We start from the raw sequence: 26,200 nt of genomic DNA on the forward strand, positions 1-26,200 counted from the left end.
ATGTGACAATAATTTGTTAAAATATACATATGTTGTAAAATGATGAGGAGGCGATTATAGAGTGGATAAGAAGGTTCAAGTATTCTTATGGACAAGTTGGGCTTTGTTCACCCCCTTACTTTTATGGATTTCTTATCAGCTGTCGCCTCCATTGATAGAAGGTTTTGAAATCGACCTTATTTTATTCCTTTTGCTTATGTGTCTTGTTGCGGGCTGGCCAATTATTATCAATGATACACCCGTTTTTTATGTGCAATCTGTCTCTTTAGTTGTGTTTCTATATTTTGGTTTATTTATTGAAATCCTTTTTACACAGGTTGCCTTAATCGTTCTGTTAATGAAAGTGCGAATCTCATCCAAGGATCTTTATCGTCTGCCACTAAATTCATTGCTTTTCTTCATTATTTCATTAAGTGGTGCAATCGTTTATTATGCGATAGGTGGTTTACACGGTGAAAATCACTTCAGCGGCGGCTTCCTTTCAGCTTTGATTGTTTATGAATTAACAGTCTTTTTTGTTAATCAATTATTACTTAATACCATCCAAACTATTTTACACAAAAAGTCTTTTAACCTATTATCGAGAAGTTTTTTATGGGAATTTATTACGTCTTTAATTGTTTTTCCTATCGGTGTAGGTATGTACTTCGTTTATGTAGAAGTTGGAGCTGAAGCCATTCTCTATATCGGAATTCCTTTGCTGGCATTGTCGATTATTCTCACACTCTATTATAAAAGCAGACTTATTAATTACTATTTACAGCAAGCAAGTGAAATAGGTCATCAGCTTACTGAAAGATTAGAGAAAAATGAAGTTCTCAATATCTTTATGGACAAGCTAATTAATATGATTCCATTGAAAGCAGCATATATTGTTGATGTTTATGAAAAAGACAAACTTAAAATTATTAGAGAATATGAAGATGGAAAGATCAACAACGAGCCTGGCACAACAAAGACCCCTTATAAAGGAATTTCAGGTCATGTTTATGTTATGAGGGAAAGTTTTCTTTTTCATTCCAGAAAGCAATGGAAACATATAAAAGATTCGCAATTACCAAATTCGGTTGAAAGTGTTATTGCAGTTCCTGTCATGAGAAATTTAGATTTAGTAGGAATCGTTATCCTAGCAAGCAATAAGAAATCTGCATTCGATAGGGCGCAATTAATGATCATCGATTTATTGTCTACCTATTTGGGAATCGCGATAGAAAATGCAAGGCATTATGAAGAGACAAAGCGCCTAAGCGAACATTGTGCTTTAACAGGGTTAAATAATTTTCTTTTTTTAGAAAAAAAGCTTGAATCCGAGTTTGAAGCAATGGAAAAAGATCAAATGGGTTCACTATCCCTAATCTTACTGGATCTTGATCATTTTAAATCTGTAAATGATACATACGGTCATCAAGCGGGAAATGAAGTGCTCATAGAGCTTGCCGATCGACTATCTAAATTTGTAGGCCTCAAAGGATCGGTAGCAAGATATGGTGGTGAAGAGTTTGTAATTCTTCTGCCAAATTTCACGAAAAAAGAAACCATTCTGTTTGCTGAAGAAGTAAGAAAATTAATTGCAAACAAACCTTTTACTATCCATCATACTCTCCAGCAATCACGGCAGCCATCTGTCCTATTTCTAACTGCCAGCTTAGGTGTAGCAACCGCTCCAGAAGATGCAGAGGATCCTATTTCTCTTATTCGTCATGCTGACAGAGCGATGTATTTGGGAGCAAAACAAGCGGGGAGGAATAAAGTTGCTGGATACATTGTATAAACACATATTCAAAATAGGCAATATTTCCTGCGCAATATTCGTCTTATTTTGTAGTCTCAATGTGAAATTTAGATGAATTTATTCATTTGTTTGATGAATTGGACTATTTTTCTTTTTATAGATTAGACGGGATTGTGTATAGTATCCTGTATAAAAAAGGGTGTTGTATCGTTTTTGATGATAGATAGATATGCTGCAATTCCATAGGTAATATTTTTGAAAAAGTAAACATAAGGTTACCATAATAATAGGATTAATCTTCTATTAAAGCTTCCGATCTTAATATATTAATCTTTCCAAAAGGAGCCACAAAAATGCCGGCAACTTTCATCCTCCATATCTACATCTTTATCTTAGGTGCAGTCCTAGGCTCCTTTTACAATGTCGTGGGCCTGCGAATACCACTTAAAAAAAACATAACATACCCGGGTTCAGCATGCCCAATATGCAATCATAAGCTATCAGCGCTTGAATTAATTCCAATTCTATCCTACCTTACTCAAAATGGAAAATGCAGAAATTGTAAAACCGCCATTTCTCCTCTATATCCTTTAATAGAATTAATAACAGCGATTCTTTTTACGATTTCACCGCTTTTGGTGGGATGGTCAAAAGAATTGTTTCTTGCATGGTCACTTATTTCATTATGTATGATTGTCATTGTTTCAGATTTAAAATATATGATTATCCCTGATAAGGTGAATTTATTTTTTTTAATATTATTTTTAGGTGAAAGACTTTTTATCCCGACAGAACCTTGGTGGGACCCTTTTGCAGGATTAGTTTTGGGAACGATTGTTCCACTAATCATTATTTTAGTTAGTCGAGGTGGTATGGGAGGCGGGGATATGAAGCTATTAGCTGTTTTTGGTATCGCCCTAGGATGGAAGCTTGTTTTAATATGCTTCTTTTTAGCTACATTAATTGGGACAGCCGTTGGAATGATAGGGATTATGATCGGCTTAATCAAAAAAGGGAGACCATTTCCATTTGGGCCTTTCCTTGTGATAGGTGCTTTAATTGCTTATTTCTTTGGTCATGACCTGATACGGTTCTATTTTACAAATTTTTTCTATTGAGAGAGTTACTGCTTCAATTCTATTACTTACATGGTAGGAAAGTCGATGAGCAGAGGATTGTCAGAAAATGACGGAAAATATTAAGGACAAGACGACAAATGTCTTGTTCTTTTTTTTTATCCTTCTGTTAGCATAAGATCAATATGAAAGCTCGTGCAATTAGAAGGGTGGTAGGCATATGGACAAGCAGACCTCGGATACAGTGAAAATTAAAATAAATGGAAAGGACCGTCCCTTAGAAGAAAAAAAGGAATCAACAAAACAATATCAAATATCCTCTTGGGAAGAAAAGCTTAAGGCGGAAAAGGAAATGGCTTCAGCCAAAAAGGAGGAAGATGATTTTCCGTGGTTGTTACCTGATGATGATCCTATCTTTGAGGAAGATCCTAAAGTTGTCATCCCCTCAAAGAAGAAGAAAGTACTATCAAATCAGAACGTGACACCATTTCAATTTCCTAATAAAAAGAAGAGCAACCCCAGTATTGGTGCATTTCCTATAAAACAAATGGCAACGATTGTTTTGCTTGCTGTTGGATTAGGAGTAGGTTTTGGCTATATTGCTTTAAACTTTTTATCAAATGAAGACATGCCGGCTGCAACAACGCCAACAGATGTGGTAGGTACTGGTGACCAAGCTGCTAAAGATCCTTCTGAACAGAATCAAGAAAAGCCCCCAGCGAGCACAACAACTTCAACAGCATCGTTGCAGCTTTATGCTGTACAAGGTGGAATCTTTTCGTCAAAAGCAGGGGCAGATACTGTTGCGCAAGATATTAAGGATAAGGGCTTAGCCTCAACCGTTATTGAGACAGAAGGTTCCTTTATGGTATTAGCTGGATTAGGAAAGGAAAAAAATGAAACAAATGCGATGAATGAGCACTATAAGCAACAGCAATTTCAGGATTTTTGGGGCGGAAAGCAGCTTTCACTTACAATTTCGACAACAAAAACACCTGAAGAATGGGTAAGTTCGATTTCAACATTAGCAACATTGTCTGCTGCTGTTGCGAATAATCAAAGTGTTAGTTCTGATCAGATATCAGATATTGAAAATCAATTAACCGCAATACAAACGGGAAATGAAAATGAAAAAAAATTAATTGATAAACTTTTAGCTGCTACAGCAAATATTAAGGAAAACAAAGGCTGGGAAGCACAACAATCAATCTTAGATGTTGTTCAAGCCCTACAGGGAAGGTAATATACCCCCAAGCCCATTCTTACTTAAGAATGGAGGCTTGGGGGTTAATTTTTGGAATTGTGATTGAAAGAAATTCTCTTAAAATTTAATATTGAGAAATTGTCCAAAAAAACTTCCTTTGGTAAGATATAGAAGTATCTTCTAATCTGAAACGAAGAAAGGATGTTTTACACAAATGAATTCAAGCCTCATTTTAGCTTCAGCTTCTCCCCGTAGAAAAGAACTTCTAGAGCTTCTTCAACTTCCTTTTGAAGTGATTGTTAGTGAGGTAGAGGAGGTTGTGGACGAGAATCTTCATCCAGCAGAAATGGTTCAATCATTGGCACAACAAAAAGCTGAAAGTGTAGCGAAAATGCACCAAAATGCATATGTACTAGGTTCTGATACACTTGTCGTGTTTCAAGGACAAATGCTAGGTAAACCGAAAAATGAAAAAGAAGCGATAGAAATGCTGTCAATGCTTTCGGGACAAACACATGAGGTATATACAGGTGTTTCAATCGTTCATAACGGAAATCATCATTCCTTTTGTGAAAAAACAAATGTTACATTTTATTCATTGACACAAAGGGAAATTGAAGAATATGTCAATACAAGAGAACCGATGGATAAAGCGGGTGCCTATGGCATTCAAGGGTTCGGAGCTCTCTTAGTAAAAGAAATTAAAGGTGATTATTATGCGGTAATGGGGTTGCCGATTGCAAGAACAAAAAGAGAGCTTATTCGTGCTGGATTAAAATGGTAGCTACTAATTTTCCATGTTTGAAGTGGCATAAAACAGTAGTATAGGAACATGATAGTACACATAGAAATATTTTTGAGCAGAAAGGGAACGAAGGAGGATAAATGGAGCAATCAACCTTTAAAATCCGGGATTTCCCGCAAGATGAACGACCAAGAGAACGGCTTTTAAATGAAGGAGCTGACAAGCTGTCTAACCAAGAATTATTGGCAATTTTGTTACGAACAGGTACCAAAAAGGAATCCGTGTTAGACTTGTCTCAAAAATTGTTAAAGCATTTTGAAGGATTGAGAATGTTAAAGGATGCATCTGTTGAGGAAATTACAACAATTTCTGGTATCGGAACAGCAAAAGCAGTTCAAATTTTATCCGCTCTTGAACTTGGGCGTCGTATGAACAGATTAACATTTGATGACCGCTTTGTTATTCGCTCCCCGCAGGATGGAGCGAATTATGTCATGGAAGAGATGCGTTTTCTAAGCCAGGAACATTTTGTCTGTTTATATTTAAACACAAAAAATCAAGTGCTCCATAAACAAACAGTATTTATTGGCAGCCTAAACGCATCTATTGTTCACCCGCGAGAGGTATACAAAGAAGCTTTAAAACGTTCTGCGGCTTCTATAATTTGTATACATAATCACCCTTCAGGTGATCCATCTCCAAGCAGAGAGGATATTGAAGTGACAAAACGCTTATCTGAGAGTGGAAAAGTGTTGGGGATAGAACTTTTGGACCATCTTATCATTGGTGAACAAAAATATGTTAGTTTGAAAGAAAAAGGATATATCTAATACTTTTTTTTTTGAGCAATTACGCTATAATAAGATTTATGAGTTTTTTAGGAAAGCACGAAAAGACTCTTTGTTTTAAGGAAGAATGATGAGGAAAGTTGTCATGTAGGTGAAATCGATATCTGTTCATTATGACACGCTAATCTACCTTACAAAGAAGAAAGTTGTATTCTATCAATTTTCCTAAAAATAATAAGCAAAAAGTACATTCGTTTCAGAAAGGAAGATACACCCTATGTTCGGTATTGGTACAAGAGACCTTGGGATAGATTTAGGGACTGCAAACACACTTGTGTTTGTAAAAGGAAAAGGAATTGTTGTTCGTGAGCCATCTGTAGTGGCATTACAAACAGACACAAAACAAATTGTTGCCGTTGGAAATGATGCAAAAAATATGATTGGACGTACTCCTGGTAATGTTGTTGCCCTTAGACCAATGAAAGATGGAGTCATCGCAGATTATGAAACAACTGCTACGATGATGAAGTATTACATTAAGCAGGCAACAAAGACAAAAGGTGTTTTCGCAAGAAAGCCTTATGTGATGGTTTGTGTTCCATCAGGAATTACAGCTGTAGAGGAAAGAGCTGTTATTGATGCAACTAGGCAGGCAGGTGCCCGTGATGCATATACAATTGAGGAGCCATTTGCAGCTGCAATTGGGGCGAATCTACCAGTATGGGAACCTACAGGAAGCATGGTAGTTGATATCGGTGGCGGTACAACTGAAGTGGCGATCATATCACTTGGTGGTATCGTAACAAGTCAATCGATTCGTGTCGCAGGCGATGAGATGGATGAGGCGATTACTACATATATTCGAAAAACATATAATTTAATGATTGGTGATCGTACAGCTGAAGCCATTAAAGTTGAAATAGGATCAGCTGGTTCACCTGATGGTGTAGAAAACATGGATATAAGAGGTCGCGATCTTTTAACTGGTTTACCAAAAACAATTGAAATTACTGCAGCAGAAATTGCTGAAGCTTTAAAAGATACAGTATACACAATCGTGGACACTGTCAAAAATACATTGGAAAAAACGCCACCGGAATTAGCGGCAGATATTATGGATCGTGGAATTGTTTTAACCGGCGGTGGGGCATTGCTTCGCAATCTTGATAAAGTTATTGGCGAGGAAACCAATATGCCGGTATTAATTGCGGAAGATCCGCTGGATTGTGTGGCAATTGGTACAGGAAAAGCATTGGAGCACATTCATTTATTTAAAAATAAAGCAAGAGACAGTCGTTAGGAAAATCGAAATCACAGTGAAACACCGGTAACGTATGCTAAAAGACAATAGTTTTTGAGGTTACCTCAAGATGCAACGACAAAAGCACGGTATGTGCAAGTGCAGGCATATGCGATAGGACGTCGCATCTTTGCCTGGCACTAGGGTTTAAGCAAGCAGGAATAGAAGGTAATAAGGACCTTCTATTCCTGCTTGCCTTTATGCTTGTCGTTGAATATCAAGCATCTTGCCATCATCTATCGGTGTGTTTTTAAATTGGAATAAGAGGGTGTTCATCATGCCACAATTTTTTCTAAACAAACGCCTAATCTTGTTACTGGTAAGTGTTATTGTGTTAGTGTCATTAATTGGTTTTTCGTTAAAGGACGATCGACAGCTGTCATGGCCTGAGCAATTCTTGCAAGATACGGTAAGTGTTTTTCAGTCTATTTTTCATAAACCTGCTACTTATGTGTCAAATGTTTTTGGAAATATAAAAGATCTAAAAAATACATACGAAGAAAATGAGCTGTTAAAAAGTAGACTCGATGAGTATATGCAGCTTGAGGCAGATCTTCAAGAATATAAAGTTGAAAATGAAAAATTGAAAACAGAGCTAGGAAAAGTCGCAGATTTACGACAATATAATCCTATTTATTCAGCTGTTATAGGGCGAAATCCTGATAGATGGTACGACTATATTTCAATTGATAAAGGTGAACAAGACGGTGTTGAGCCAAATATGGCTGTTGTAACAGCGGAAGGGCTAATTGGGAAAGTAAAATCAACTTCACAATTTTCTTCCACCGTACAATTGTTAAGTGCTTCAGATTTGAAAAATAGAATATCAGCAGAAATTCTGCCTGTTGAATCAAAGAAAACTGAAGATGAAAATGATACAAATGAGGATAAAACCGAAAATAACGATAAGGTAACAGGATTAATTGAAGGCTATGACGAGGAAAAAGGCGCTCTTTTACTACGTCGAATAGAGTCTGATATTAAGCTTGTAGAAGGTCAGAAGGTCTTAACCTCTGGCAAAGGCGGAGTTTTTCCAGATGGGATTCTTATCGGAGAAATCATGGAAGTTGAGCCTGATTCTTATGGGTTAGAACAAATGGCCTATATCAAACCTTCCGCTAATTTTTATGATATTGATCGAGTTTGGGTTGCAGATCGGGTTGCTCCCTCAGAAGATCCTGTTGAAGCATTAGCTGAGGAAGAGGAGGAATAATTTTGAGACGATTTATTCTTCCCTTTCTTGTCCTTTTTGCATTTATTAGTGAAAGTTCCTTCGCACATCTTGTGCATTTTCCTTTTTTAGGAGAAGATTATTTATATATACCTAGATTTGTGTTGATTTTTGTTATTTTTATCACGGTTTATTTAAACAGAACACAAGGAATGCTATTTGGTTTAATTTTCGGTCTTTTGCAGGATGTTGTGTACGTAGAAGTGATTGGAATCTATCTTTTTGCTTATGGATTTTTAGCATATCTGATTTCAAAGGCCATGAAGGTTCTTCATGGACAAATTTATATCGTGATCTTTCTTTCAACTCTTGCAGTCGCAGTTTTGGAGTTCTACGTCTATGGGATCAATTATGTAATTGGTACGACAAAAATGTCGCTCTATCAATTTACAACACAAAGACTACTAACAACTCTTGGGTTAAATTTGGTCGTTGCGTTGCTATTTATTTTCCCTCTTAAGTCCTTTTTAACTAAATTAAAAATAGCTGAATCTGAAGATTAATGATTCAAAACACTTTTGACTATGTTATGGCTTATTTTTAACGACATGGCAATAAGCCAAGTTTTTCTAAAAAAATGATCACATTATTATCACGCAAAAAAAAGGAATTCGGGCTGTTCTGTCGAATAGTAAAATCGTTGAGGTGAACGTCATGAAGGTCCAAAAACAACAATATGTTACGATCAAAGGCACGAAAGATGGCTTAACGTTGCATCTCGATGATTCATGTTCTTTTGACCAATTGCTTCAAGAATTAGAGGAGATGCTTTCTTTAAAACAGTACGTTCAACAGGCTGGCCCTGTTATTGGAGTAAATGTTAAGGTTGGAAACCGTTTAATTAATACGAATCAGCGAGAAAAACTAGAATCAGTTATAAAACAAAAGCGGAATCTTTTAGTTGAATCAATTGAAAGCAATGTAATTACGAAGGACGAGGCATTAAGGTTAAAAAAAGAGACTGAAATAGTGTCAGTTACAAAAATTGTTCGTTCTGGACAAATATTAAAAATTAAGGGAGATTTATTGCTCATTGGTGATGTGAATCCTGGTGGAGCGGTCATTGCTTCTGGAAATATTTTTATTTTAGGTGCTTTAAAAGGGATTGCTCATGCGGGTTGTGATGGAAATAGCCAAGCAGTTATTGTTGCTTCTCTTATGAAGCCAGCACAACTACGAATTGGTGACATCATTAATCGAGCTCCAGATCATATCCCTAATGAGGGTTCTGAGATGGAATGTGCTTATCTTAATGAAGGTGAAGAAATGGTAATTGAGAGATTACAGCAACTTACTCATCTACGACCAAATTTAACAAGGTTTGAAGGAGGAATCTAACAATGGGTGAAGCAATTGTCGTTACCTCAGGGAAAGGTGGCGTTGGTAAAACAACGACATCAGCTAATATTGGGACAGCTTTAGCTATATTGGGCAAACGAGTTTGTCTAGTAGATACAGACATCGGTCTTCGAAACCTGGATGTCGTAATGGGACTTGAGAATCGTATTATCTATGATTTGGTTGATGTAGTAGAAGGGCGTTGTAAAATGCATCAAGCTCTAGTTAAAGATAAACGATTTGAAGATCTGTTATATTTATTGCCAGCTGCACAAACAAGTGATAAAACAGCTGTTAAGCCAGAACAAATGAAAAAATTAGTGAATGAATTGAAACAAGATTACGATTATATTGTGATCGATTGTCCGGCTGGAATTGAGCAGGGATATAAAAATGCAGTAGCTGGGGCAGACAAGGCAATTGTAGTGACTACACCTGAAATATCGGCTGTTCGTGATGCAGACCGCATTATTGGCCTGTTAGAACAGGAGGAAATTGAGCCGCCAAAGTTAGTTATTAATCGTATCCGCAATCATCTTGTGAAAAATGGGGACATGCTGGATGTAGATGAAATCGTCACTCATTTATCAATCGATCTTATTGGAATTGTAGCTGATGATGATGATGTGATAAAAGCTTCAAACAATGGGGAACCTATTGCGATGGATCCAAACAATCGTGCAGCAATTGCTTACCGTAATATTGCACGACGTATTTTAGGTGAATCCGTTCCTTTACAATCTTTAGATGAACCAAATAAAGGGATGCTTGTAAAGCTTAAGAGATTCTTCGGTGTGCGTGTTTAAATCATCATTCATAGATAAATAGATCAAAAGACTAGCTTTCGATATCTTCCCACAAGTGAGTGGAAAGATGGAACACTGGTCTTTTTCTTTTTTTATCTTCTTTTCTTCTTTAGGTCCTATATCAGCGGCTAACTTTCCATTGGAGCTCCTTTAAAAATGTTCATAATCTATAAGGACAAGGCATACACTTGTACAAACTTGCTAAAAGGATGGATGGGGATGAGTCATCGAGCGGATGAAGTTAGAAAGAGAATTGCAAAAAGAAAGCGAGACCGAGGTTTACTAGGAAGTAATAGCCAAGACATGTCACAAAGAACATCGCTATTTATGAGTGATGAGGAGCGATATGGTGGCGTATATTCACCACCTACTTATGAAGGTGGACCAGGAAAAAATAATGATGCCCACCCGCTTTTCCGTGTTGAAGTCTTTATATTCAAAATTTTATTTTCAGCGGTTTTAGTATTATTAACAGCTATCGTTTTTAAAAATGGATCTCCAATGTTTGACAAAGTGAAATCAGCTGTACATTACTCACTTGAAGAAGAATTTCAGTTTGCCACTGTTTCAAAATGGTATCGTGATCAGTTTGGTGAACCATTAGCTTTGTTTGACACTGGTACATCTGGCAGTGAAAAATCAGAAAATGAAAAAACAGAGTTAGCAGAGCTTGCAACTCCTGCATCGGGGAAGGTGTTAGAATCGTTTAAAGATAATGGCCAAGGTATTATGGTTGAAACAAATCGAACTTCTGTTGAAGCAATGAATGAGGGAATCATCATCGAAGCAGGTGAAAAAGAAGAAACGGGGCTTACGATTGTTCTTCAACATGCTGATGGGACAAAATCCTGGTATGGAAACTTAGATAAAATCGATGTTCCGCTATATGATTTTGTAGAAAAGGGAACAGAGTTAGGAAAAATTAAGCTTTCTGATAATCAAAAGGGAACTTACTATTTCGCAATCAAAAAGGGTGACTCCTTTATTGACCCAATTCAGGTGATACAATTTGAATAGATACCTCTCACTTTTTCAAAAAATTCATATACATCCTTTGTTATGGGTCATGATTGGAATAAGTGTCATTACAGCTAACTTTAAACCACTGTTTTTTTTAATGATCATTATTTTTGTACATGAAATGGGCCATGCAACACTTGCTCATTTTTTTTCTTGGAGGTTAAAGTCCATTATGCTTCTCCCATTTGGCGGGGTTGCTGAGGTTGATGAACATGGGAATCGATCGTTAAGGGAAGAATGTATAGTTGTTCTAGCAGGACCAATTCAGCATCTATGGCTTCAGGGAGCAGTGTTTCTCCTTCATGCGACAGGGTTTATGAATGTAGGTGACTATCAACTTTTCACTTTTTATAACGTATCGATTCTTTTGTTTAATTTATTACCCGTGTGGCCATTAGACGGTGGTAAGCTATTATTTATTATATTTTCGAAATATTGGTCATATCAAAAAGCTCATTCCTATATGATGCTGGCGTCTATTATCTTTTTAATTTTTTATGTAGCAGCTATTCTCATATTGTCCCCTACACATTTGAATATGTGGATTATTACAACCTTTCTCATATATAGTCTATATCATGAACATAAAAACAGAATGTATAGCTGTCTGCGATTTTTAATGGAAAGATATTATGGAAAGCAAACCCAAATAAATCGGATCAAACCGATTGTTGTAGATGAATCTGAGTTGGTTTATCATGTACTTCTGCAATTTCAACGGGGCTGTAAGCATTTAATTGTTGTTGAGCGGAACGGAACAAAGGTGTCAGAGATGGATGAGAATGAATTATTACATGCATTTTTTGCTAATAAATTAACAGACTCTAAAATAGGAGACCTTGTGTATGTCTATTAAATTAGATAAGATGCTAGAATAAGGAAGCTTAAGCAATATACTTAGAAACCCATAGAAAGAGAGTTAAATCAAACGTGCGTAAAATCATTATAAATGAAAAAGGAAGAGAAACTCGGTGTGCAATTTTTGAAGAAGATCATTTAGTTGAAATTCACCAATCTAATTCCTCTGATAATGAAATTGTTGGAAATATATATATTGGTCGAGTTAAAAAGGTACTCCCCGGTATGCAGGCGGCATTTGTTGATATTGGGCTATCACAAAATGGATACCTTCATCGAAATGATCTATTAAGTTTTCAACAATCAAAACAAACTGAGGCAAAACCATCGATTTCTCATTATGTGAAAGAAGGAGAAAAAATTCTCGTTCAAGTTGTAAAAGTAGGGACGGAACAAAAGGGACCAAAGCTGACCATGAATCTTGAATTTGGTGGTCATTTACTTGTCTATATGCCTTATGGAAATTATATGGCGGTTTCAAAGAAAGTTCAGGATGAGAGGGAAAGAAGCCGCCTTTTAGACATAGCTCAATCATTATGTCAGAATCAAGAAGGGCTGGTCTTCCGTACAGCCTCAATAGAGCGTTCAAAGGAAGAGCTGGAAAAAGAATATAACCACTTAAAGCAGAAATTTTTAAAGGTGATAAACCAAACAAGTGATAAGCCGGGTAGTTTGGTTGAATCTAAAAGCTTTATAGACAGGATTTTGTCTGAGCTCGTGATAAAAGAAGAAGATTTATTGATAAGTGACCAAATCGAGCGTGTTCAGCAGCTGAAGCACCTTTTTCCTCATACATCTATTCAATATCATGATCTAAGAGAAGGAATCTTTTCCACATTTAAAATAGAGCAAGAAATTGAAAAATTACTTAAGCCATTAGTATGGTTAAAAAACGGGGCATACATAATAATTGAGCAAACAGAAGCAATGACAATTATTGACGTCAATACTGGAAAATTTTCCGGGAAATTATCGATGCGTGACACTGTTCTTAAAACGAATGAGCTTGCTGCAATAGAAATTGCAAAACAAATTCGATTAAGAAATCTTAGTGGAATGATATTAATTGATTTTATTGATATGAAGCATAAACAAGATCAAATGAAGGTTCTAGAGACAATGAAATCGGTGATGAAAAAGGATCGGGTTCAGCATAAGGTAATTGGTTTTACAGAATTGAATATTTTACAAATAACAAGAAAGAAAACTCGTAAGCCATTAGAGAGTACTTTGACACAACTTTGTACAACGTGTCGCGGCTTAGGTAGAATAGTCTCAGCGGAGTCAGTTGCATATAAATTGGAGCGGGAACTATGGGAATATCAATTTATGGATGAGGATGCTATGTGGATTGAAGCAACTAGGGAAGTAATTGACCTGGTAAAGGGGAAAAATGAAACACATCTAAATAAGCTTGAAGATGTATTAAAATATAAAATTATATTTACAGAGCTTGACTCGCATGTTCCAACCTATTCGATTAAACAAATGGGTGATGGACGAGCAATTATGGAAAAAATATCATCATATAGTCCATAAGGTCATGTGAAAAAATTAGTTGCATAATCTATAAGGATTTGATAATATGTAACATGTTATGACTTGTAGCGCACCCGTGCTACAACCGCTCAGATCAAGGTATTAAAGTAATGCTTAGCATTCACCTGATTTTGGCGAGTCTTAGTTTATAGGAGGTGCAAGAATGTACGCAATTATCGAAACTGGTGGAAAACAAATCAAGGTTGAAGAAGGTCAAGTAATCTATGTTGAAAAACTAGGTGCTGATCAAGGTGAAACGGTAACGTTTGACAAAGTTTTATTTGTAGGTGGAGACAACGTTCAAGTTGGTAGCCCAACTGTGAGCGGTGCGACTGTTACAGCAAAAGTTGAAAAACAAGGTCGTCAAAAGAAAATCACTGTTTTCAAATATAAAGCTAAGAAAAACTACCGTAAAAAACAAGGTCACCGTCAGCCATACACAAAAGTTGTGATTGAAAAAATCAACGCGTAAGGCGATTTGAAATGATAAATGCAAATATTTATCGTTCAAATAAGGGACTTATCACATCGTTCACACTCTCTGGACATGCTGAATTCGATGAATACGGCAAGGATATTGTTTGTGCTGGAGCTTCTGCTGTTACCTTTGGTGCTGTGAATGCAGTACTATCACTTACGAATATTGAACCACAAATTGATCAAGGCGGGGATGGTGGATTTTTACAAGTAAAACTTCCATCAAATCTCGACCAGTCAACGAGTGATAAAGTTCAATTATTGTTAGAAGGTATGGTTGTCTCTCTCCAAACAATTGAAAGAGAATATGGACAATATATTTCGGTATCAGATGAATAAAGCAGGAGGTGAAACTTCATGTTAAGATTAGATCTTCAGTTCTTCGCATCTAAGAAAGGGGTAGGTTCGACTAAAAACGGTCGTGACTCTATCGCAAAACGTCTTGGTGCTAAGCGTGCAGATGGTCAATTTGTTTCTGGTGGTTCAATTCTTTACCGTCAACGTGGTACAAAGATTTACCCAGGTGAAAACGTTGGCCGTGGCGGTGATGATACGCTATATGCTAAAGTTGATGGTGTTGTTAAGTTCGAGCGTTTCGGACGTGACCGCAAAAAAGTTAGCGTATATCCAGTAGCTCAAGAAGCATAAAGCTTACTTAAAACTCTAGCCTGGTATCAGGTTAGAGTTTTTTTAAGGCTTCTTAACAGTTTCCATGAAACTAACTCCTATAAAGGAATAAATGGATAATGTTAGATAGACAAACAGATTTTACATTTACAACATTCTACTTAACGCTTCTATTTCTAATCTTCTATTAACTCCAGCTTAAATCAAATGATACATAAGACTGATTCAAACAAATTTAAACCATTAATCCATCATATTTTTGGCTCACATCAAATAATTGTTGTTTTTATATAGGAACTTTGACCAAATACTGTTTAGAGTGATTGGAACAGAACTTAACCATTCCAATACTTATTACATAACAATAAATTTTCGAAAACACCTATTTTAAAAAGACAATATTTAAATGAATCAAATTAGAAAATATTCTTATTTTCTAAAACAATGTTTGTTATAATTTTTAATACAGCCTTAAATCGGTAATAAACTCCTTTATGAAAATAACCTAGTAGGAGAAATTGTATGAAAAATAAACAAAATGAGATAGATATTGTTAATATTTTAAGTCATTCGCGGCATGATTGGATGAACAAGCTGCAATTAATTAAAGGAAATCTTTCATTACAAAGATACGATCGTGTACAAGAGATTGTGGAAGAAATTGTTATTGAAGCACAACAAGAGTCAAAACTGTGTAATTTAAATATACCGCTTTTCGCAAGTTACCTAATGACCTTCAATTGGAGTAACCGTCGTTTTTTATTAGAATATGAGGTATTAGGAGATACAAGAAATATTGCACAATATGATGAACCCATCACTCAATGGAGTAAAAAGTTTTTGGATATACTAGATAATGTTGCTGATCAAACTGGAGAAAATCGCGTCTGTATTACAATACATACCGGGCATACATCAGAAGAAACTGTGCGTTTCTTTTTTGATTTCGAAGGAATAATAAATGATATAGAACAAATAGCAAATTGGCGTCAAGAAATAGACCATAGTCCAATTTGTATTGAAGAATTTGATATTCAGGCATATCAAGTAACTGCAGCAATTTCAGTAGATGAAACGAGAATCTACGATGAAGAAGAAAGCTAAGGATTATGAAGGAAACTTCTTTAAGGTGTATGAAAGTATAAAATCTGTACTTAGTTTTGTTGTTCAGCTCCAGCGCCTAGCCCCTCGTGGTCATAAGTCAATTTGAAATTGAAGGCAAAGAACGACTTCTATTTCAAATAGACTTATGCTTGTCGGGGCTGATCAAGGCGTTTACGCATTTTTTAAGATAGGTATATAGAACGGAGGAAGACAGATGTTTGTCGATCAGGTCAAGGTTTATGTAAAAGGTGGCGACGGTGGAAACGGAATGGTTGCGTTCCGTCGTGAAAAATATGTCCCAAAAGGCGGACCTGCTGGAGGTGACGGTGGTAATGGCGCAGATGTAGTGTTTGAAGTAGAGGAAGGATTACGAACATTAATGGACTTCCGCTACAAGCGACACTTTAAAGCACCACGCGGTGAGCACGGGATGTCCAAAAATCAGCACGGTAAAAATTCTCCACCGATGATTGTAAAGGTTCCACCAGGGACAGTTGTGACAGATGAAGAAACAGGGCAAATTATCGCTGATTTAACAGAGCATGGTCAGCAAGCTGTTATTGCTAAAGGTGGACGTGGTGGTCGTGGAAATACGCGTTTTGCAACCCCGGCAAATCCAGCTCCAGAGCTTTCAGAAAATGGTGAGCCTGGTGTAGAACGAAATGTTATTTTAGAATTAAAAGTCCTTGCAGATGTAGGATTAGTTGGGTTTCCAAGCGTAGGGAAATCCACCTTGTTATCAGTTGTATCCTCTGCAAAGCCGAAAATTGCAGAATATCATTTTACAACCCTTGTCCCTAATCTGGGAATGGTCGAAACTGAAGATGGTCGAAGCTTTGTAATGGCCGATTTACCAGGCTTAATTGAAGGAGCACATCAGGGTGTTGGATTAGGTCATCAATTTTTAAGACATATTGAGCGTACCCGTGTCATCGTCCACGTTATCGATATGTCCGGTTTAGAGGGAAGAGATCCCTATGAAGATTATTTAACCATAAATGCAGAGCTTAAAGAATATAATTTGCGTTTAACAGAGAGACCGCAAATCATTGTTGCAAATAAAATGGACATGCCGGATGCTGAGGAAAACCTTGATGAATTTAAGAAAAAGATTGAAGATGATGTTCAGATTTTTCCAATATCTGCTATTACAAGAGAAGGTGTTCGGGAACTATTATATGCTGTAGCAGATGCAATTGAACAAACTCCAGAGTTTCCGCTTTATGAAGAAGAAGCTACTGAAAACCGTGTTGTGTACGAATTTAAGAAAGAAGAACCGAATTTTGCTATTACACGTGATAGTGAAGGAGCCTATGTACTGACAGGTGAGAAAATTGAAAAGTTATTTAAAATGACAGATTTCTCACGTGAAGAATCAGTTAGAAGGTTTGCTAGACAGCTTCGTGGCTTAGGGGTGGATGAAGCATTAAGAGCACGTGGTGCAGAGGATGGAGATATTGTAAAATTATTGGATTATGAATTTGAGTTTGTTGAATAACATAGGTATGAAAAAGAGAGGGCTGAACGGCTCTCTTTTTATGTATATAACAAAAAATACGTTTTTTTGAACGAATCTTACGTTTTTCTTAGGAAAAGTGAAGAAATTTAGCCAATATTGTGATAAATTATCTACATTGAGAAAAATATGGGAGGGAAATCATGAAGGATGATACCTTTTATTTAGTGAGAGAAGATATACTTCCTGAAGCGATGAAAAAAACGCTTGAAGTAAAGAAATTAATTGAAAGAGGCAAGGTTGACTCAGTGGCAGAAGCGGTTCAGCGAGTAGATATGAGTCGCAGTGCTTTTTATAAATATCGTGATGCTGTCTTCCCTTTCCATACAATGGTAAAGGAAAAATTAATCACCCTTTTCTTTCATTTAGAAGATCGGAGCGGTACACTCTCACAATTATTGTCAGTCGTTGCAAATGCGGGCTGTAATGTCTTGACGATCCATCAGACAATACCTATACAAGGTCGAGCTAATGTAACATTATCTTTAAATACGAACGGAATGAATGAAGATATTAATCACTTGATGGCGAAATTAAGACGTTTAGAGTTTGTTGAAAAGGTAGAGATTTTAGGTCAGGGAGCATAAGGAGTTGAAGGTAGTTGACAATTAAAGTAGGATTTTTAGGCCCACGAGCAACATTTACACACTTAGCTGTACAATCATACTTCGGTGAGGAAATCGAGCAAATAGCTTATTCAACCATTCCTCAATGCATCGATGCAGTTGCAGATGGAGAAATTGATTATGCTGTAGTGCCGACTGAAAATGCACTCGAAGGTTCTGTTAATTTAACAATTGATTATTTAATCCATGAACAACCATTATATATTGTAGGAGAGATTGTATCACCAATTGAACAACATTTTATGGTTCACCCAGCTAATAAAAAGGAATGGAGAAAGATTACTCATGTTTACTCTCATTCTCATGCAATAGCTCAATGTCATAAATTTTTGCATAAAAACTTTAAGGGGATTACATATGAGTATGCAACTTCCACTGGGGCTGCTGCTCAATACGTTAAAAATCACCCTGAAGATTTAGTAGCTGCCATTGCGAATAAGCTTGCTGCTAAAGAGTATGGATTAGAGGTCGTTCAAGAAAATATTCATGATTATCATTATAATCATACTCGGTTTGCTATTGTACATCCAACAGTGGATGGCAAATATCCAAGTACAAAGTTAAAGGCAGATAAAGAGAAAACAACACTCATGGTGACATTACCATCTGATCAATCTGGTGCCCTTCATCAAGTGTTATCGGCTTTTACTTGGAGAAAGCTAAATCTTTCAAAAATTGAGTCAAGACCAATGAAAACAGGTTTAGGGAATTATTTCTTTATTATAGATATTGATATGAAAGTAGATGAGGTTCTGATACCTGGAGCAATTGCTGAATTAGAGGCGTTAGGTTGCGGAGTAAAGCTATTAGGTACGTACGAGGCTTTTTTTATTCGACAAGAAATTGAAGAAGGTGTTTAAGCAACTTTTAAAAATATGAAAAAGGGCAGCAAAGTACGTTGAGCGTACATTTTGCTGTCCTTTACCATTAGCATATGATTAACTGTCTTCTTTTACTAAATATCCAGCTCGATCTAATTCCTGGCAAGCACGGTCAAGCTTTTCAATCGAATCTGCTTGCAATGTATGCAAATGCAAACCTTCTGTTAACTGCGAGAGATAGGAGGCTTTATTCTGGTTTATCTTCTTCATAAATTCTTCGACTTCCTTACGGTTTCCAACTCTGATTGAGGCAGTTAGATCTCCGTACACAGGATGCTCAACTATTACATCCTTTATAAAAACTCCATGATCGACTATGATTGTTAATTCATCTTTTGTTTGTGAGGGAGAATGTTTAACAGCAATAATTCTCTCCTCCATTTGTTGGTTTTGTTGATTTTTTTCTAAATACACATACCCTTGGCTTGTTGCGATGATAGGGTGATTTTTTGCTTTTAGCAGCGAAATATCTTGAACAATGACCTGTCTACTAACATTTGCGAATGCCGCAAGCTCTCCACCTGTAATCGGTTGGTCCGCTTTTATTAATTTGTCTAATAACAGACTTCTTCTTTCTTCTCCTAGTAACTTTTCAGAATTCATCTTATTCTTTCCTTTCATCTTCGAAAGTTCCCAACAACTTTAATCATTACTTTACTCAATTCCTCAACTTGTGTAGAGGTTGTCTCTTTTCCTAAAGAAATTCTACCATATTGTTTTGCTTGTTGTTCATTATAACCTAATGCTAATAATGAGCGTGAAGGTGCCTGCATGCCAACTTGGCAGGCACTCCCTGTCGAAATAGCAAAACCAAAACGATTGCATTCTAACATCATATACTGACCCTCAATTCCTTTAAAAAACAAGGGCAGGATATTAGGAAGAGTATGAGGGAAATCGGCATTTATCAAGATAATTTTATTACGACAAGGTTCAAGTAATTGAATAAGCTCACTTTTTAATTGCACAAAGTGATCGTACAGTTGCTTCTGCTCTTTCGCAATATCGTTTGCAGCTGTTGCAAAGGCGGCTATAGCCGGGACATCAAGTGTACCAGGTCGGAAGCCTGATTCATGAGTAGTTCCCGGGATAATTGGCTGCCAATGAACAGAAGGGTTAATATATGCTGCACCCACACCTTTAGGGCCATAAATTTTATGGCTTGAGATACTTATAGCATCAATGTTTTTTACATCAATAGGAATCTTGCCGAAAGTTTGAACACAATCACTGTGAAAAACCACGTTTTTTTCTCTTAAAAATAAACCAAAGTCTTCAATTGGATTAAGTGTACCAATCTCGGAATTTCCATGCTGAATTGAAACCAGGGCTGTCTCTTTTTTTAACTCACGTTGAATTTGTTCTAGGCTAATGATGCCCTGATGATTTGGACGTAAATACGATATATGATAACCCTTAGATTCAAGGCTATTAAAAAATGTATGAAGAGAAGAGTGTTCATGAGCAGATGTAATAATATGTTTTCTATGCTGTATTCCATTTAATAAAGATTGAACAGCGATGATATTTGCTTCACTGCCGCCGCTAGTAAAATAGATTCCTTTTTCATGGCCATTGACAATTTTTGCTATGATTTTTCTTGAGGCAGAAAGTGTTTTTGCTGAAATTTCTCCTATATCGTGTAAGCTACTGCTATTGCCAAAAGCATTTCTTGCGGCTTTAACATATACATTAAGTGCATTGTCACTCATCGGTGTTGTTGCAGCGTAATCGAAATAAATCAATATTTTCACTCCTAGTATTCTCTTAATCTTATAGATCATCAATAAAAACTCTTGTCATTATTTTAAATTTATGTAAATATAGGTGTCAAGACAGGTGTAAATTACAGGAGGGTGTTATGCCTCAAACAGATGTTATTATTATCGGTAGTGGACTTGCAGCACTATCTGTTGCATACCATCTACGTCATAAACATGTAAAAATAATGACAAAATCTTCGTGGGCAGAAAGTAATTCAATGCTCGCTCAGGGTGGTATAGCAGCAGCGGTCGCTCAAAGTGATTCATGGAAAAAACATTTTGAGGATACCATGGCTGCCGGTTGTTATCACAATAACGCTAGAAATGTAGAATATCTCGTTCAAGAAGGACCTAAAGAATTAAATGAATGGATTCAAAGAGGAGTCCAGTTTGACTGTGACACAAATGGTGAATTGTTACTCGGAAAAGAAGGTGCTCACAGCCATAATCGGATTATTCATGCAGGTGGGGATTCAACGGGTAAAGAGCTTACGAGTTTTCTGTTTCAACAGTCAAAGCCTTTTGTTCAAATTGTTGAAAATGAAATAGCATTAGATTTAATCATTGAACAAAATGTTTGCAAAGGTGTATACACGAGAAATATTCAAGGTGAGATAAATTCGTATTTCGCCAGTAACATTATTATAGCCAGTGGTGGCTGTGGAGCTGTTTATGGTCAAACATCAAACGCAGATGTTATTACAGGAGATGGGATCGCGATGGCATTCCGAGCCGGTGCTGAGTTAGCAGATATGGAGTTTGTTCAATTTCATCCAACAATGCTTCACATAAATGGAAAGTGTATGGGATTAATTTCTGAAGCAGTAAGAGGTGAAGGGGCAATTTTAGTTACCCAAAATGGGGAACCCTTTATGCATAAAATCCATCATCAAGCAGATCTTGCCCCAAGAGATATTGTCTCTCGAGCTATATTTTATGAAATGCAAAAAGGAAACCATGTGTTTCTCGATATTACAAGGATTAAAAATTTCTCATCTAGATTTCCTACCATTTCAACTATGTGCAGGAGGTACGGTATTGATGTAGCAAGTGATAGAATACCTGTTGCACCAGGCATGCATTTTTTAATGGGCGGTATTAAAACAAATGAGAATGGTGAGACAAATATCCAAAACTTATATGCCGTAGGTGAGGCTGCGTGTACAGGTGTTCATGGAGCTAATCGATTAGCAAGTAACTCACTTTTAGAAGGGCTCGTCTTTGGGAGAAGGATAGCAAACTATATCAACTCTAAACTGCCTGTATTCACACAGCAAGGAGAAACAAAGCATCTCACGAAACAAATGGAAGAAAAATCAAAACCGTATTTACCAACAAAAAAGCAAATACAAGAAATTATGACAACTTTTGTTGGGATTCAACGGAAAAGAACAGAATTACTATATGCGATCAATTGGTTTGAAAAGTATCGGGATCAGATTTCTTTTCAAAACATTAATGTGAATGATTTCACAAATCATGAGATAGAAGTTGTCAATATGTTAACAATAGGGTGGGTTATTGCAACATCTGCCCTAAAAAGAACAGAGAGTAGAGGCGGCCACTATCGAATCGATTATCCGCAACGAAATGACTTTAAATGGAAGACAAAACAAGTAATCGTAACAAAATCCGAAATGTTTGTGGGGGTTTAAGATGCATACGATCAAATTAAAGAAAAAGCTAGAAGAATTTTTTTTAGAAGATCTCGGCGAAATTGATATCTCTAGTCAAACGATTTTTGGCAAAGAAGCAAAGGGTGAAGCCGTCATATTAGCAAAAGAAGAGGGGATTTTTGCTGGAACAGATATCATAAAGACGGGCTATTCACTGTTTCAATCTGATCTCCACTTAAAGATAAAAAAACAAGATGGAGATCCTGTGAAAAAAGGGGATATCATTGCTGAAATTAACGGTCCTGTTTCTATTATTTTAAGCGGGGAACGTGTAATATTAAACGTAATTCAGCGAATGAGCGGAATTGCTACTTTAACGAATAAAGCAGTTCAATTTCTTAATTCAAGCCATACAAGAATTTGTGATACACGAAAAACGTCTCCAGGCTTTAGAATGTTTGAAAAATATGCCGTTCGATGTGGTGGAGGCTTTAATCATCGATTTGGACTTTATGATGGCGTCATGATTAAGGATAACCACATTGCTTTTGCCGGATCGATTTCAAAGGCAGTAAAAAAAGTGAGAAATCAAACAGGGCATATGGTGAAGATTGAAGTGGAAATTGAAACAGAAGAACAACTACTTGAGGCAATTGAATCAAAAGCAGATGTGATTATGTTTGATAATCGTTCACCTGAGGAAGTGGCAAGATTCGTCGAGATGACACCGAAATCAATTATAACTGAAGCGTCAGGAGGCATTGGAATGCATAACCTTGCTGACTATAGAGAAACGAATGTTGACTATATTTCATTAGGAATGCTGACCCACTCGTATCAATCATTGGATATTAGCATGAATGTTGAATAGGGGGAATTAACAATGGAATTACTAGATATTCTGGAACATGAAAAAAGAGAAATGATGCCTGAATCTTATAAAAATTTATCAATAGAGGAAATGGAGCAGCGTGTTCGAGATATAAAAAATAAATTTGGGTCTAAACTATATATTCCTGGACATCACTATCAAAAGGATGAGGTTGTCCAATTTTCAGATGTAACAGGGGATTCATTACAGTTAGCTCAAGCAGCTGCATTAAACAAAGAAGCTGAGTATATCGTATTTTGCGGTGTACACTTTATGGCTGAAACTGCGGATATGCTAACATCAGAAAGCCAAAAAGTAATTTTACCGGATATGAGAGCGGGTTGTTCAATGGCGGACATGGCTGATATCGAGCAAACGGATCGTGCCTGGGAAAATTTACAGGGGATTTTTGGGGATACAATTTTACCATTAACATATGTAAATTCTACAGCAGCTATTAAAGCATTTGTTGGTAAAAATGGCGGAGCTACCGTCACATCTTCAAATGCAAAAAAAATGCTTGAGTGGGCCTTTAAGAAAAAGGAAAGAATATTATTTTTACCTGACCAGCATCTAGGAAGAAATACTGCCTTCGATTTAGGTATCCCATTAGATCGTATGGCGATATGGAATCCTATTAGCAATGAGCTTGAGTATAATGGAAATGTAGAAGATATTATTGTGATTCTCTGGAAAGGTCACTGCTCTGTTCATGAAAATTTTACAGTGAAAAATATTGAACATATTCGTCAAACTGAACCAGATATGAAGATTATTGTTCATCCAGAGTGCAGCCGTGAGGTAGTAGGATTGTCTGATTATGCTGGGTCTACAAAATATATTATTGACATGATTGAAGCGGCTAAACCAGGAACAAAATGGGCGATTGGGACAGAAATGAATCTGGTAAACCGTATTATTCAAAACCACCAGGATAAAAGGATTGTATCATTAAATCCATATATGTGCCCATGTTTAACAATGAATCGGATCGATTTACCTCATTTATTATGGACTTTAGAAGGCCTGGAAAATGGCGAAATCATTAATCAAATTACAGTACCTGAACACATAACAAAGGATGCTGTCTTGGCTTTAGATCGAATGCTTGCAAACGTATAAAAGTTTCCAAAGGAACCAGCTACTTTAGGAAGTGGCAGGTTCTTTTTTATGTTCGGGTTAATAATCCTAAATTCATCATCATAGGCATAATAACATAGCTTCCTTTAATAGGTTTATCCACTTTTGTGAGCATTTTTATCATATTAGCCATTTCACTATCATAAATTGTTATGAAGATTGTTTGGCATTATTGTGATTTTTAACTTGTTCGACATAATGAATGCAATTTAGTCAAAAGAAATTCATTATGGTCATTACTCCATCATGTACAAGTGATGGTAGATTTATTTTTTTGCTTAGGAGGGAAAGCATTGAAAATTCATATTGTCCAAAAAGGCGATACTTTATGGAAAATTGCAAAAAAATATGGGGTTGATTTTGTAGAATTAAAGAGTATGAATACACAACTAAGTAATCCTGATTTAATAATGCCTGGTATGAAGATTAAAGTACCTTCTGGGAATGTTGCTGTGAAAAAAGAAGCACCAATTCAACAAACTTCACCTGTTAAAAAAGAAATGCCAAAAGCTGAACATCCATTTGCAAAAGAAAAACCCAAGGCTGTTGTAGATGTTGAAGATACAGCTCCAAAAGAACCTGTAAAAGAAAAACCATCAAAACCGTATATACCGCCTGTACCTAATGCCCAGCATCCGGTATATACTGGGTTGGATGTGAATAATTATTATACGGTGAATATGGCTATGATGCCGAATATGGTAAATCCGCCCTTACCTCAAAAGCCAGCAAATGTATTACCTGAAATGACGAAAGACGAGGCAGAGGAAGAAAAAGCAGAGCCATATTACTTGCCAAAAGACCAACAAGAGGAGGATTTAAAAGATATGGCTAACATGCCTAATGTACCAAATATGCAGAACATCCCTAATATGCAAATGCCGACACAAGTACAACCAGCAATGTATCAGCCACAATATGTTGCACCACAGTATATGGTTCCTGTATCACCAGTTTTACCTGGTTCAGGACTATGTCCACCATATTATCCTATGCATCCTATGCCATATGGATACGCACCTGCAATGATGCCAGCTCATCAGCCTTATCCAACAGCAGTTAGCCCTGCTGAATATGATGATGACGATGATGATGACTATGACTATGAAAACCAAGCAGCAGCACCAAATATGGCTTACCCACAAGCTGTTGCTCCAGCACATTATGGACCTGGCTTCCCAGTTAATCCATATGCTGGTGTACCCGTATCACCTGTTATGCCAGGACCAGGATTTAATGGTTATCCGAATCAAGTTTTAGGGGCATATGATGCAGCACCTGATTATGAAAATCAACCATATCCACAGGCTGTTGCTCCATCGTATGATCAAGGAGATTGTGGTTGTGGTGGTCCTGCACCGGCACCATATGGTGGCTACCAGATGCAACAACCTTTCTATGGCCAGCAGCCAATGATGGCACCGCAGCCTTTTGCACCATACGGACAATACGGATATAATCAAGCCCAACAAATGCCTGGTGCAGGTAGTCAAATGTTCGGAATGCCTAACTATGATCGTGAGGAAGAAGAGGATTAAAAAAACATGAAAGCAGGAGTACTTTTACTCCTGCTCAGACTGTTGACAAAAGCTCGCTCTCTTATAAAGTCTAGCTACAGCGCCTAGCCCCTCGAGGACATAAGCCAAAATGAATTGAAGACAAAGAACATCTTCTATTCATTTGCGTCTTATTTGCCTGAGGCTGGTCAAGGCCCTTCTGCTTTTGCTGTTACTCTTCTTGTTGCTGCGGTGCTCATTACACTCCGGTAAACTCCGCTCCTCACCATGCTTCGTGCTTTGAGGAGCAAGCGTTAGCAATTAGTCTGAAGGGCTGGGAATTTTATTTTATCTACACATTGGGAAGGAGTACTTTAACTCCTTCTTTTTTACTGCCAGGAAATGATAAATTGCATGAACTCAAGTGTTTTCGCTTTTGTTCTTCC

Annotated in this window: 25 protein-coding genes, 1 pseudogene and 1 other annotated feature; of the genes and pseudogenes, 24 read left to right on the top strand and 2 right to left on the bottom strand. The window is 36.8% G+C overall.

Annotated elements, in window-relative coordinates; all coding sequences use genetic code 11:
* Nucleotides 1–61: 61 nt before the first annotated feature.
* From AC4GZ8_RS07525 to pheA, 20 genes are all read left to right on the top strand, one after another.
* A complete protein-coding gene (locus AC4GZ8_RS07525) occupies nucleotides 62–1,771 on the top strand; it encodes a sensor domain-containing diguanylate cyclase (RefSeq protein WP_491081221.1) in 1,710 nt (569 codons plus the stop codon).
* Between the two features lie 314 nt (nucleotides 1,772–2,085).
* A complete protein-coding gene (locus tag AC4GZ8_RS07530; protein ID WP_491081222.1) occupies nucleotides 2,086–2,850 on the top strand; it encodes a prepilin peptidase in 765 nt (254 codons plus the stop codon).
* Nucleotides 2,851–3,028: 178 nt separating this feature from the next.
* The gene (locus AC4GZ8_RS07535) at nucleotides 3,029–4,051 is read left to right on the top strand and encodes an SPOR domain-containing protein (RefSeq protein ID WP_491081223.1); all 1,023 of its coding nucleotides are present in this window, start codon (nucleotides 3,029–3,031) and stop codon (nucleotides 4,049–4,051) included.
* A gap of 175 nt (nucleotides 4,052–4,226) precedes the next feature.
* Nucleotides 4,227–4,796: a Maf family protein gene (locus tag AC4GZ8_RS07540; protein ID WP_491081224.1), complete on the top strand. Its 570-nt coding sequence runs from the start codon at nucleotides 4,227–4,229 to the stop codon at nucleotides 4,794–4,796.
* Between the two features lie 101 nt (nucleotides 4,797–4,897).
* Nucleotides 4,898–5,587: a RadC family protein gene (gene radC / locus AC4GZ8_RS07545; protein WP_491081225.1), complete on the top strand. Its 690-nt coding sequence runs from the start codon at nucleotides 4,898–4,900 to the stop codon at nucleotides 5,585–5,587.
* Nucleotides 5,588–5,822: 235 nt separating this feature from the next.
* Nucleotides 5,823–6,845, top strand: coding sequence for a rod shape-determining protein (locus AC4GZ8_RS07550; RefSeq protein WP_491081226.1), 1,023 nt, complete (start codon nucleotides 5,823–5,825; stop codon nucleotides 6,843–6,845).
* 277 nt (nucleotides 6,846–7,122) lie between these two features.
* Nucleotides 7,123–8,058, top strand: coding sequence for a rod shape-determining protein MreC (gene mreC / locus AC4GZ8_RS07555; protein WP_491081227.1), 936 nt, complete (start codon nucleotides 7,123–7,125; stop codon nucleotides 8,056–8,058).
* 2 nt (nucleotides 8,059–8,060) lie between these two features.
* On the top strand, nucleotides 8,061–8,579 hold the full coding sequence (gene mreD / locus AC4GZ8_RS07560) for a rod shape-determining protein MreD (protein ID WP_491081228.1): 519 nt from the start codon (nucleotides 8,061–8,063) through the stop codon (nucleotides 8,577–8,579).
* A 151-nt stretch (nucleotides 8,580–8,730) separates the two neighbouring features.
* A complete protein-coding gene (gene minC / locus AC4GZ8_RS07565; RefSeq protein ID WP_491081230.1) occupies nucleotides 8,731–9,414 on the top strand; it encodes a septum site-determining protein MinC in 684 nt (227 codons plus the stop codon).
* 2 nt (nucleotides 9,415–9,416) lie between these two features.
* The gene (gene minD / locus AC4GZ8_RS07570; protein ID WP_491081231.1) at nucleotides 9,417–10,220 is read left to right on the top strand and encodes a septum site-determining protein MinD; all 804 of its coding nucleotides are present in this window, start codon (nucleotides 9,417–9,419) and stop codon (nucleotides 10,218–10,220) included.
* 219 nt (nucleotides 10,221–10,439) lie between these two features.
* Nucleotides 10,440–11,237, top strand: a complete 798-nt coding sequence (locus AC4GZ8_RS07575; protein WP_491081232.1) for a peptidoglycan DD-metalloendopeptidase family protein — start codon at nucleotides 10,440–10,442, stop codon at nucleotides 11,235–11,237.
* Complete coding sequence (locus AC4GZ8_RS07580; RefSeq protein ID WP_491081233.1) at nucleotides 11,230–12,096, top strand: M50 family metallopeptidase; 867 nt, start codon at nucleotides 11,230–11,232, stop codon at nucleotides 12,094–12,096. The genes AC4GZ8_RS07575 and AC4GZ8_RS07580 overlap by 8 nt, the downstream gene beginning before the upstream one ends.
* 74 nt (nucleotides 12,097–12,170) lie before the next feature.
* On the top strand, nucleotides 12,171–13,637 hold the full coding sequence (locus tag AC4GZ8_RS07585) for an Rne/Rng family ribonuclease (RefSeq protein ID WP_491081234.1): 1,467 nt from the start codon (nucleotides 12,171–12,173) through the stop codon (nucleotides 13,635–13,637).
* Between the two features lie 73 nt (nucleotides 13,638–13,710).
* Nucleotides 13,711–13,789: a sequence feature (ribosomal protein L21 leader region), on the top strand.
* An 11-nt stretch (nucleotides 13,790–13,800) separates the two neighbouring features.
* The gene (rplU, locus tag AC4GZ8_RS07590; RefSeq protein WP_491081235.1) at nucleotides 13,801–14,109 is read left to right on the top strand and encodes a 50S ribosomal protein L21; all 309 of its coding nucleotides are present in this window, start codon (nucleotides 13,801–13,803) and stop codon (nucleotides 14,107–14,109) included.
* Nucleotides 14,110–14,120: 11 nt separating this feature from the next.
* Nucleotides 14,121–14,453 (top strand): ribosomal-processing cysteine protease Prp, encoded by a 333-nt coding sequence (locus AC4GZ8_RS07595; protein WP_491081236.1) that lies wholly within the window; start codon nucleotides 14,121–14,123, stop codon nucleotides 14,451–14,453.
* Nucleotides 14,454–14,471: 18 nt separating this feature from the next.
* Nucleotides 14,472–14,762: a 50S ribosomal protein L27 gene (gene rpmA, locus AC4GZ8_RS07600; protein ID WP_095302399.1), complete on the top strand. Its 291-nt coding sequence runs from the start codon at nucleotides 14,472–14,474 to the stop codon at nucleotides 14,760–14,762.
* Between the two features lie 501 nt (nucleotides 14,763–15,263).
* Entirely contained in the window at nucleotides 15,264–15,845 is a 582-nt protein-coding gene (locus AC4GZ8_RS07605; protein WP_491081238.1) for a Spo0B C-terminal domain-containing protein, read from the top strand.
* Nucleotides 15,846–16,059: 214 nt separating this feature from the next.
* Complete coding sequence (obgE, locus tag AC4GZ8_RS07610) at nucleotides 16,060–17,343, top strand: GTPase ObgE (protein WP_491081240.1); 1,284 nt, start codon at nucleotides 16,060–16,062, stop codon at nucleotides 17,341–17,343.
* 161 nt (nucleotides 17,344–17,504) lie between these two features.
* On the top strand, nucleotides 17,505–17,948 hold the full coding sequence (locus AC4GZ8_RS07615) for an ACT domain-containing protein (protein WP_491081241.1): 444 nt from the start codon (nucleotides 17,505–17,507) through the stop codon (nucleotides 17,946–17,948).
* A gap of 20 nt (nucleotides 17,949–17,968) precedes the next feature.
* The gene (gene pheA / locus AC4GZ8_RS07620) at nucleotides 17,969–18,847 is read left to right on the top strand and encodes a prephenate dehydratase (RefSeq protein WP_491081570.1); all 879 of its coding nucleotides are present in this window, start codon (nucleotides 17,969–17,971) and stop codon (nucleotides 18,845–18,847) included.
* A 78-nt stretch (nucleotides 18,848–18,925) separates the two neighbouring features.
* On the opposite strand, the gene AC4GZ8_RS07625 is transcribed toward pheA, so the two are convergent.
* Nucleotides 18,926–19,471 carry a transcription repressor NadR gene (locus tag AC4GZ8_RS07625; protein WP_491081242.1) on the bottom strand — a complete coding sequence of 182 codons (546 nt, stop codon included), beginning with the start codon at nucleotides 19,469–19,471 and terminating at the stop codon, nucleotides 18,926–18,928.
* Nucleotides 19,472–19,485: 14 nt separating this feature from the next.
* Nucleotides 19,486–20,616: an IscS subfamily cysteine desulfurase gene (locus AC4GZ8_RS07630; protein WP_491081571.1), complete on the bottom strand. Its 1,131-nt coding sequence runs from the start codon at nucleotides 20,614–20,616 to the stop codon at nucleotides 19,486–19,488.
* Between the two features lie 113 nt (nucleotides 20,617–20,729).
* On the opposite strand from AC4GZ8_RS07630, the gene nadB reads away from it, so the two are divergent.
* The 4 genes and pseudogenes from nadB to safA all read left to right on the top strand — a co-directional run.
* The gene (nadB, locus tag AC4GZ8_RS07635; RefSeq protein WP_491081243.1) at nucleotides 20,730–22,286 is read left to right on the top strand and encodes an L-aspartate oxidase; all 1,557 of its coding nucleotides are present in this window, start codon (nucleotides 20,730–20,732) and stop codon (nucleotides 22,284–22,286) included.
* A gap of 1 nt (nucleotide 22,287) precedes the next feature.
* Nucleotides 22,288–23,118: a carboxylating nicotinate-nucleotide diphosphorylase gene (nadC, locus tag AC4GZ8_RS07640; RefSeq protein ID WP_491081244.1), complete on the top strand. Its 831-nt coding sequence runs from the start codon at nucleotides 22,288–22,290 to the stop codon at nucleotides 23,116–23,118.
* 12 nt (nucleotides 23,119–23,130) lie between these two features.
* On the top strand, nucleotides 23,131–24,240 hold the full coding sequence (gene nadA / locus AC4GZ8_RS07645; RefSeq protein ID WP_491081245.1) for a quinolinate synthase NadA: 1,110 nt from the start codon (nucleotides 23,131–23,133) through the stop codon (nucleotides 24,238–24,240).
* A 311-nt stretch (nucleotides 24,241–24,551) separates the two neighbouring features.
* Nucleotides 24,552–24,708: pseudogene (gene safA, locus AC4GZ8_RS07650) on the top strand (SafA/ExsA family spore coat assembly protein); the annotation flags it as partial.
* Nucleotides 24,709–26,200: the final 1,492 nt, after the last annotated feature.

The sequence above is a fragment of the Metabacillus sp. RB-C-LZQ-3-1 genome, assembly GCF_058315175.1.

Bases quoted from the DNA above. Each gene is read 5' to 3' on its own strand.
- AC4GZ8_RS07530 (WP_491081222.1), top strand. From the start codon at position 2,086: ATGCCGGCAACTTTCATCCTCCATATCTACATCTTTATCTTAGGTGCA.
- AC4GZ8_RS07535 (WP_491081223.1), top strand. From the start codon at position 3,029: ATGGACAAGCAGACCTCGGATACAGTGAAAATTAAAATAAATGGAAAG.
- AC4GZ8_RS07540 (WP_491081224.1), top strand. From the start codon at position 4,227: ATGAATTCAAGCCTCATTTTAGCTTCAGCTTCTCCCCGTAGAAAAGAA.
- radC (WP_491081225.1), top strand. From the start codon at position 4,898: ATGGAGCAATCAACCTTTAAAATCCGGGATTTCCCGCAAGATGAACGA.
- AC4GZ8_RS07550 (WP_491081226.1), top strand. From the start codon at position 5,823: ATGTTCGGTATTGGTACAAGAGACCTTGGGATAGATTTAGGGACTGCA.
- mreC (WP_491081227.1), top strand. From the start codon at position 7,123: ATGCCACAATTTTTTCTAAACAAACGCCTAATCTTGTTACTGGTAAGT.
- minC (WP_491081230.1), top strand. From the start codon at position 8,731: ATGAAGGTCCAAAAACAACAATATGTTACGATCAAAGGCACGAAAGAT.
- minD (WP_491081231.1), top strand. From the start codon at position 9,417: ATGGGTGAAGCAATTGTCGTTACCTCAGGGAAAGGTGGCGTTGGTAAA.
- AC4GZ8_RS07575 (WP_491081232.1), top strand. From the start codon at position 10,440: ATGAGTCATCGAGCGGATGAAGTTAGAAAGAGAATTGCAAAAAGAAAG.
- rplU (WP_491081235.1), top strand. From the start codon at position 13,801: ATGTACGCAATTATCGAAACTGGTGGAAAACAAATCAAGGTTGAAGAA.
- AC4GZ8_RS07595 (WP_491081236.1), top strand. From the start codon at position 14,121: ATGATAAATGCAAATATTTATCGTTCAAATAAGGGACTTATCACATCG.
- rpmA (WP_095302399.1), top strand. From the start codon at position 14,472: ATGTTAAGATTAGATCTTCAGTTCTTCGCATCTAAGAAAGGGGTAGGT.
- AC4GZ8_RS07605 (WP_491081238.1), top strand. From the start codon at position 15,264: ATGAAAAATAAACAAAATGAGATAGATATTGTTAATATTTTAAGTCAT.
- obgE (WP_491081240.1), top strand. From the start codon at position 16,060: ATGTTTGTCGATCAGGTCAAGGTTTATGTAAAAGGTGGCGACGGTGGA.
- AC4GZ8_RS07615 (WP_491081241.1), top strand. From the start codon at position 17,505: ATGAAGGATGATACCTTTTATTTAGTGAGAGAAGATATACTTCCTGAA.
- AC4GZ8_RS07625 (WP_491081242.1), bottom strand. From the start codon at position 19,471: ATGAATTCTGAAAAGTTACTAGGAGAAGAAAGAAGAAGTCTGTTATTA.
- nadB (WP_491081243.1), top strand. From the start codon at position 20,730: ATGCCTCAAACAGATGTTATTATTATCGGTAGTGGACTTGCAGCACTA.
- nadC (WP_491081244.1), top strand. From the start codon at position 22,288: ATGCATACGATCAAATTAAAGAAAAAGCTAGAAGAATTTTTTTTAGAA.
- nadA (WP_491081245.1), top strand. From the start codon at position 23,131: ATGGAATTACTAGATATTCTGGAACATGAAAAAAGAGAAATGATGCCT.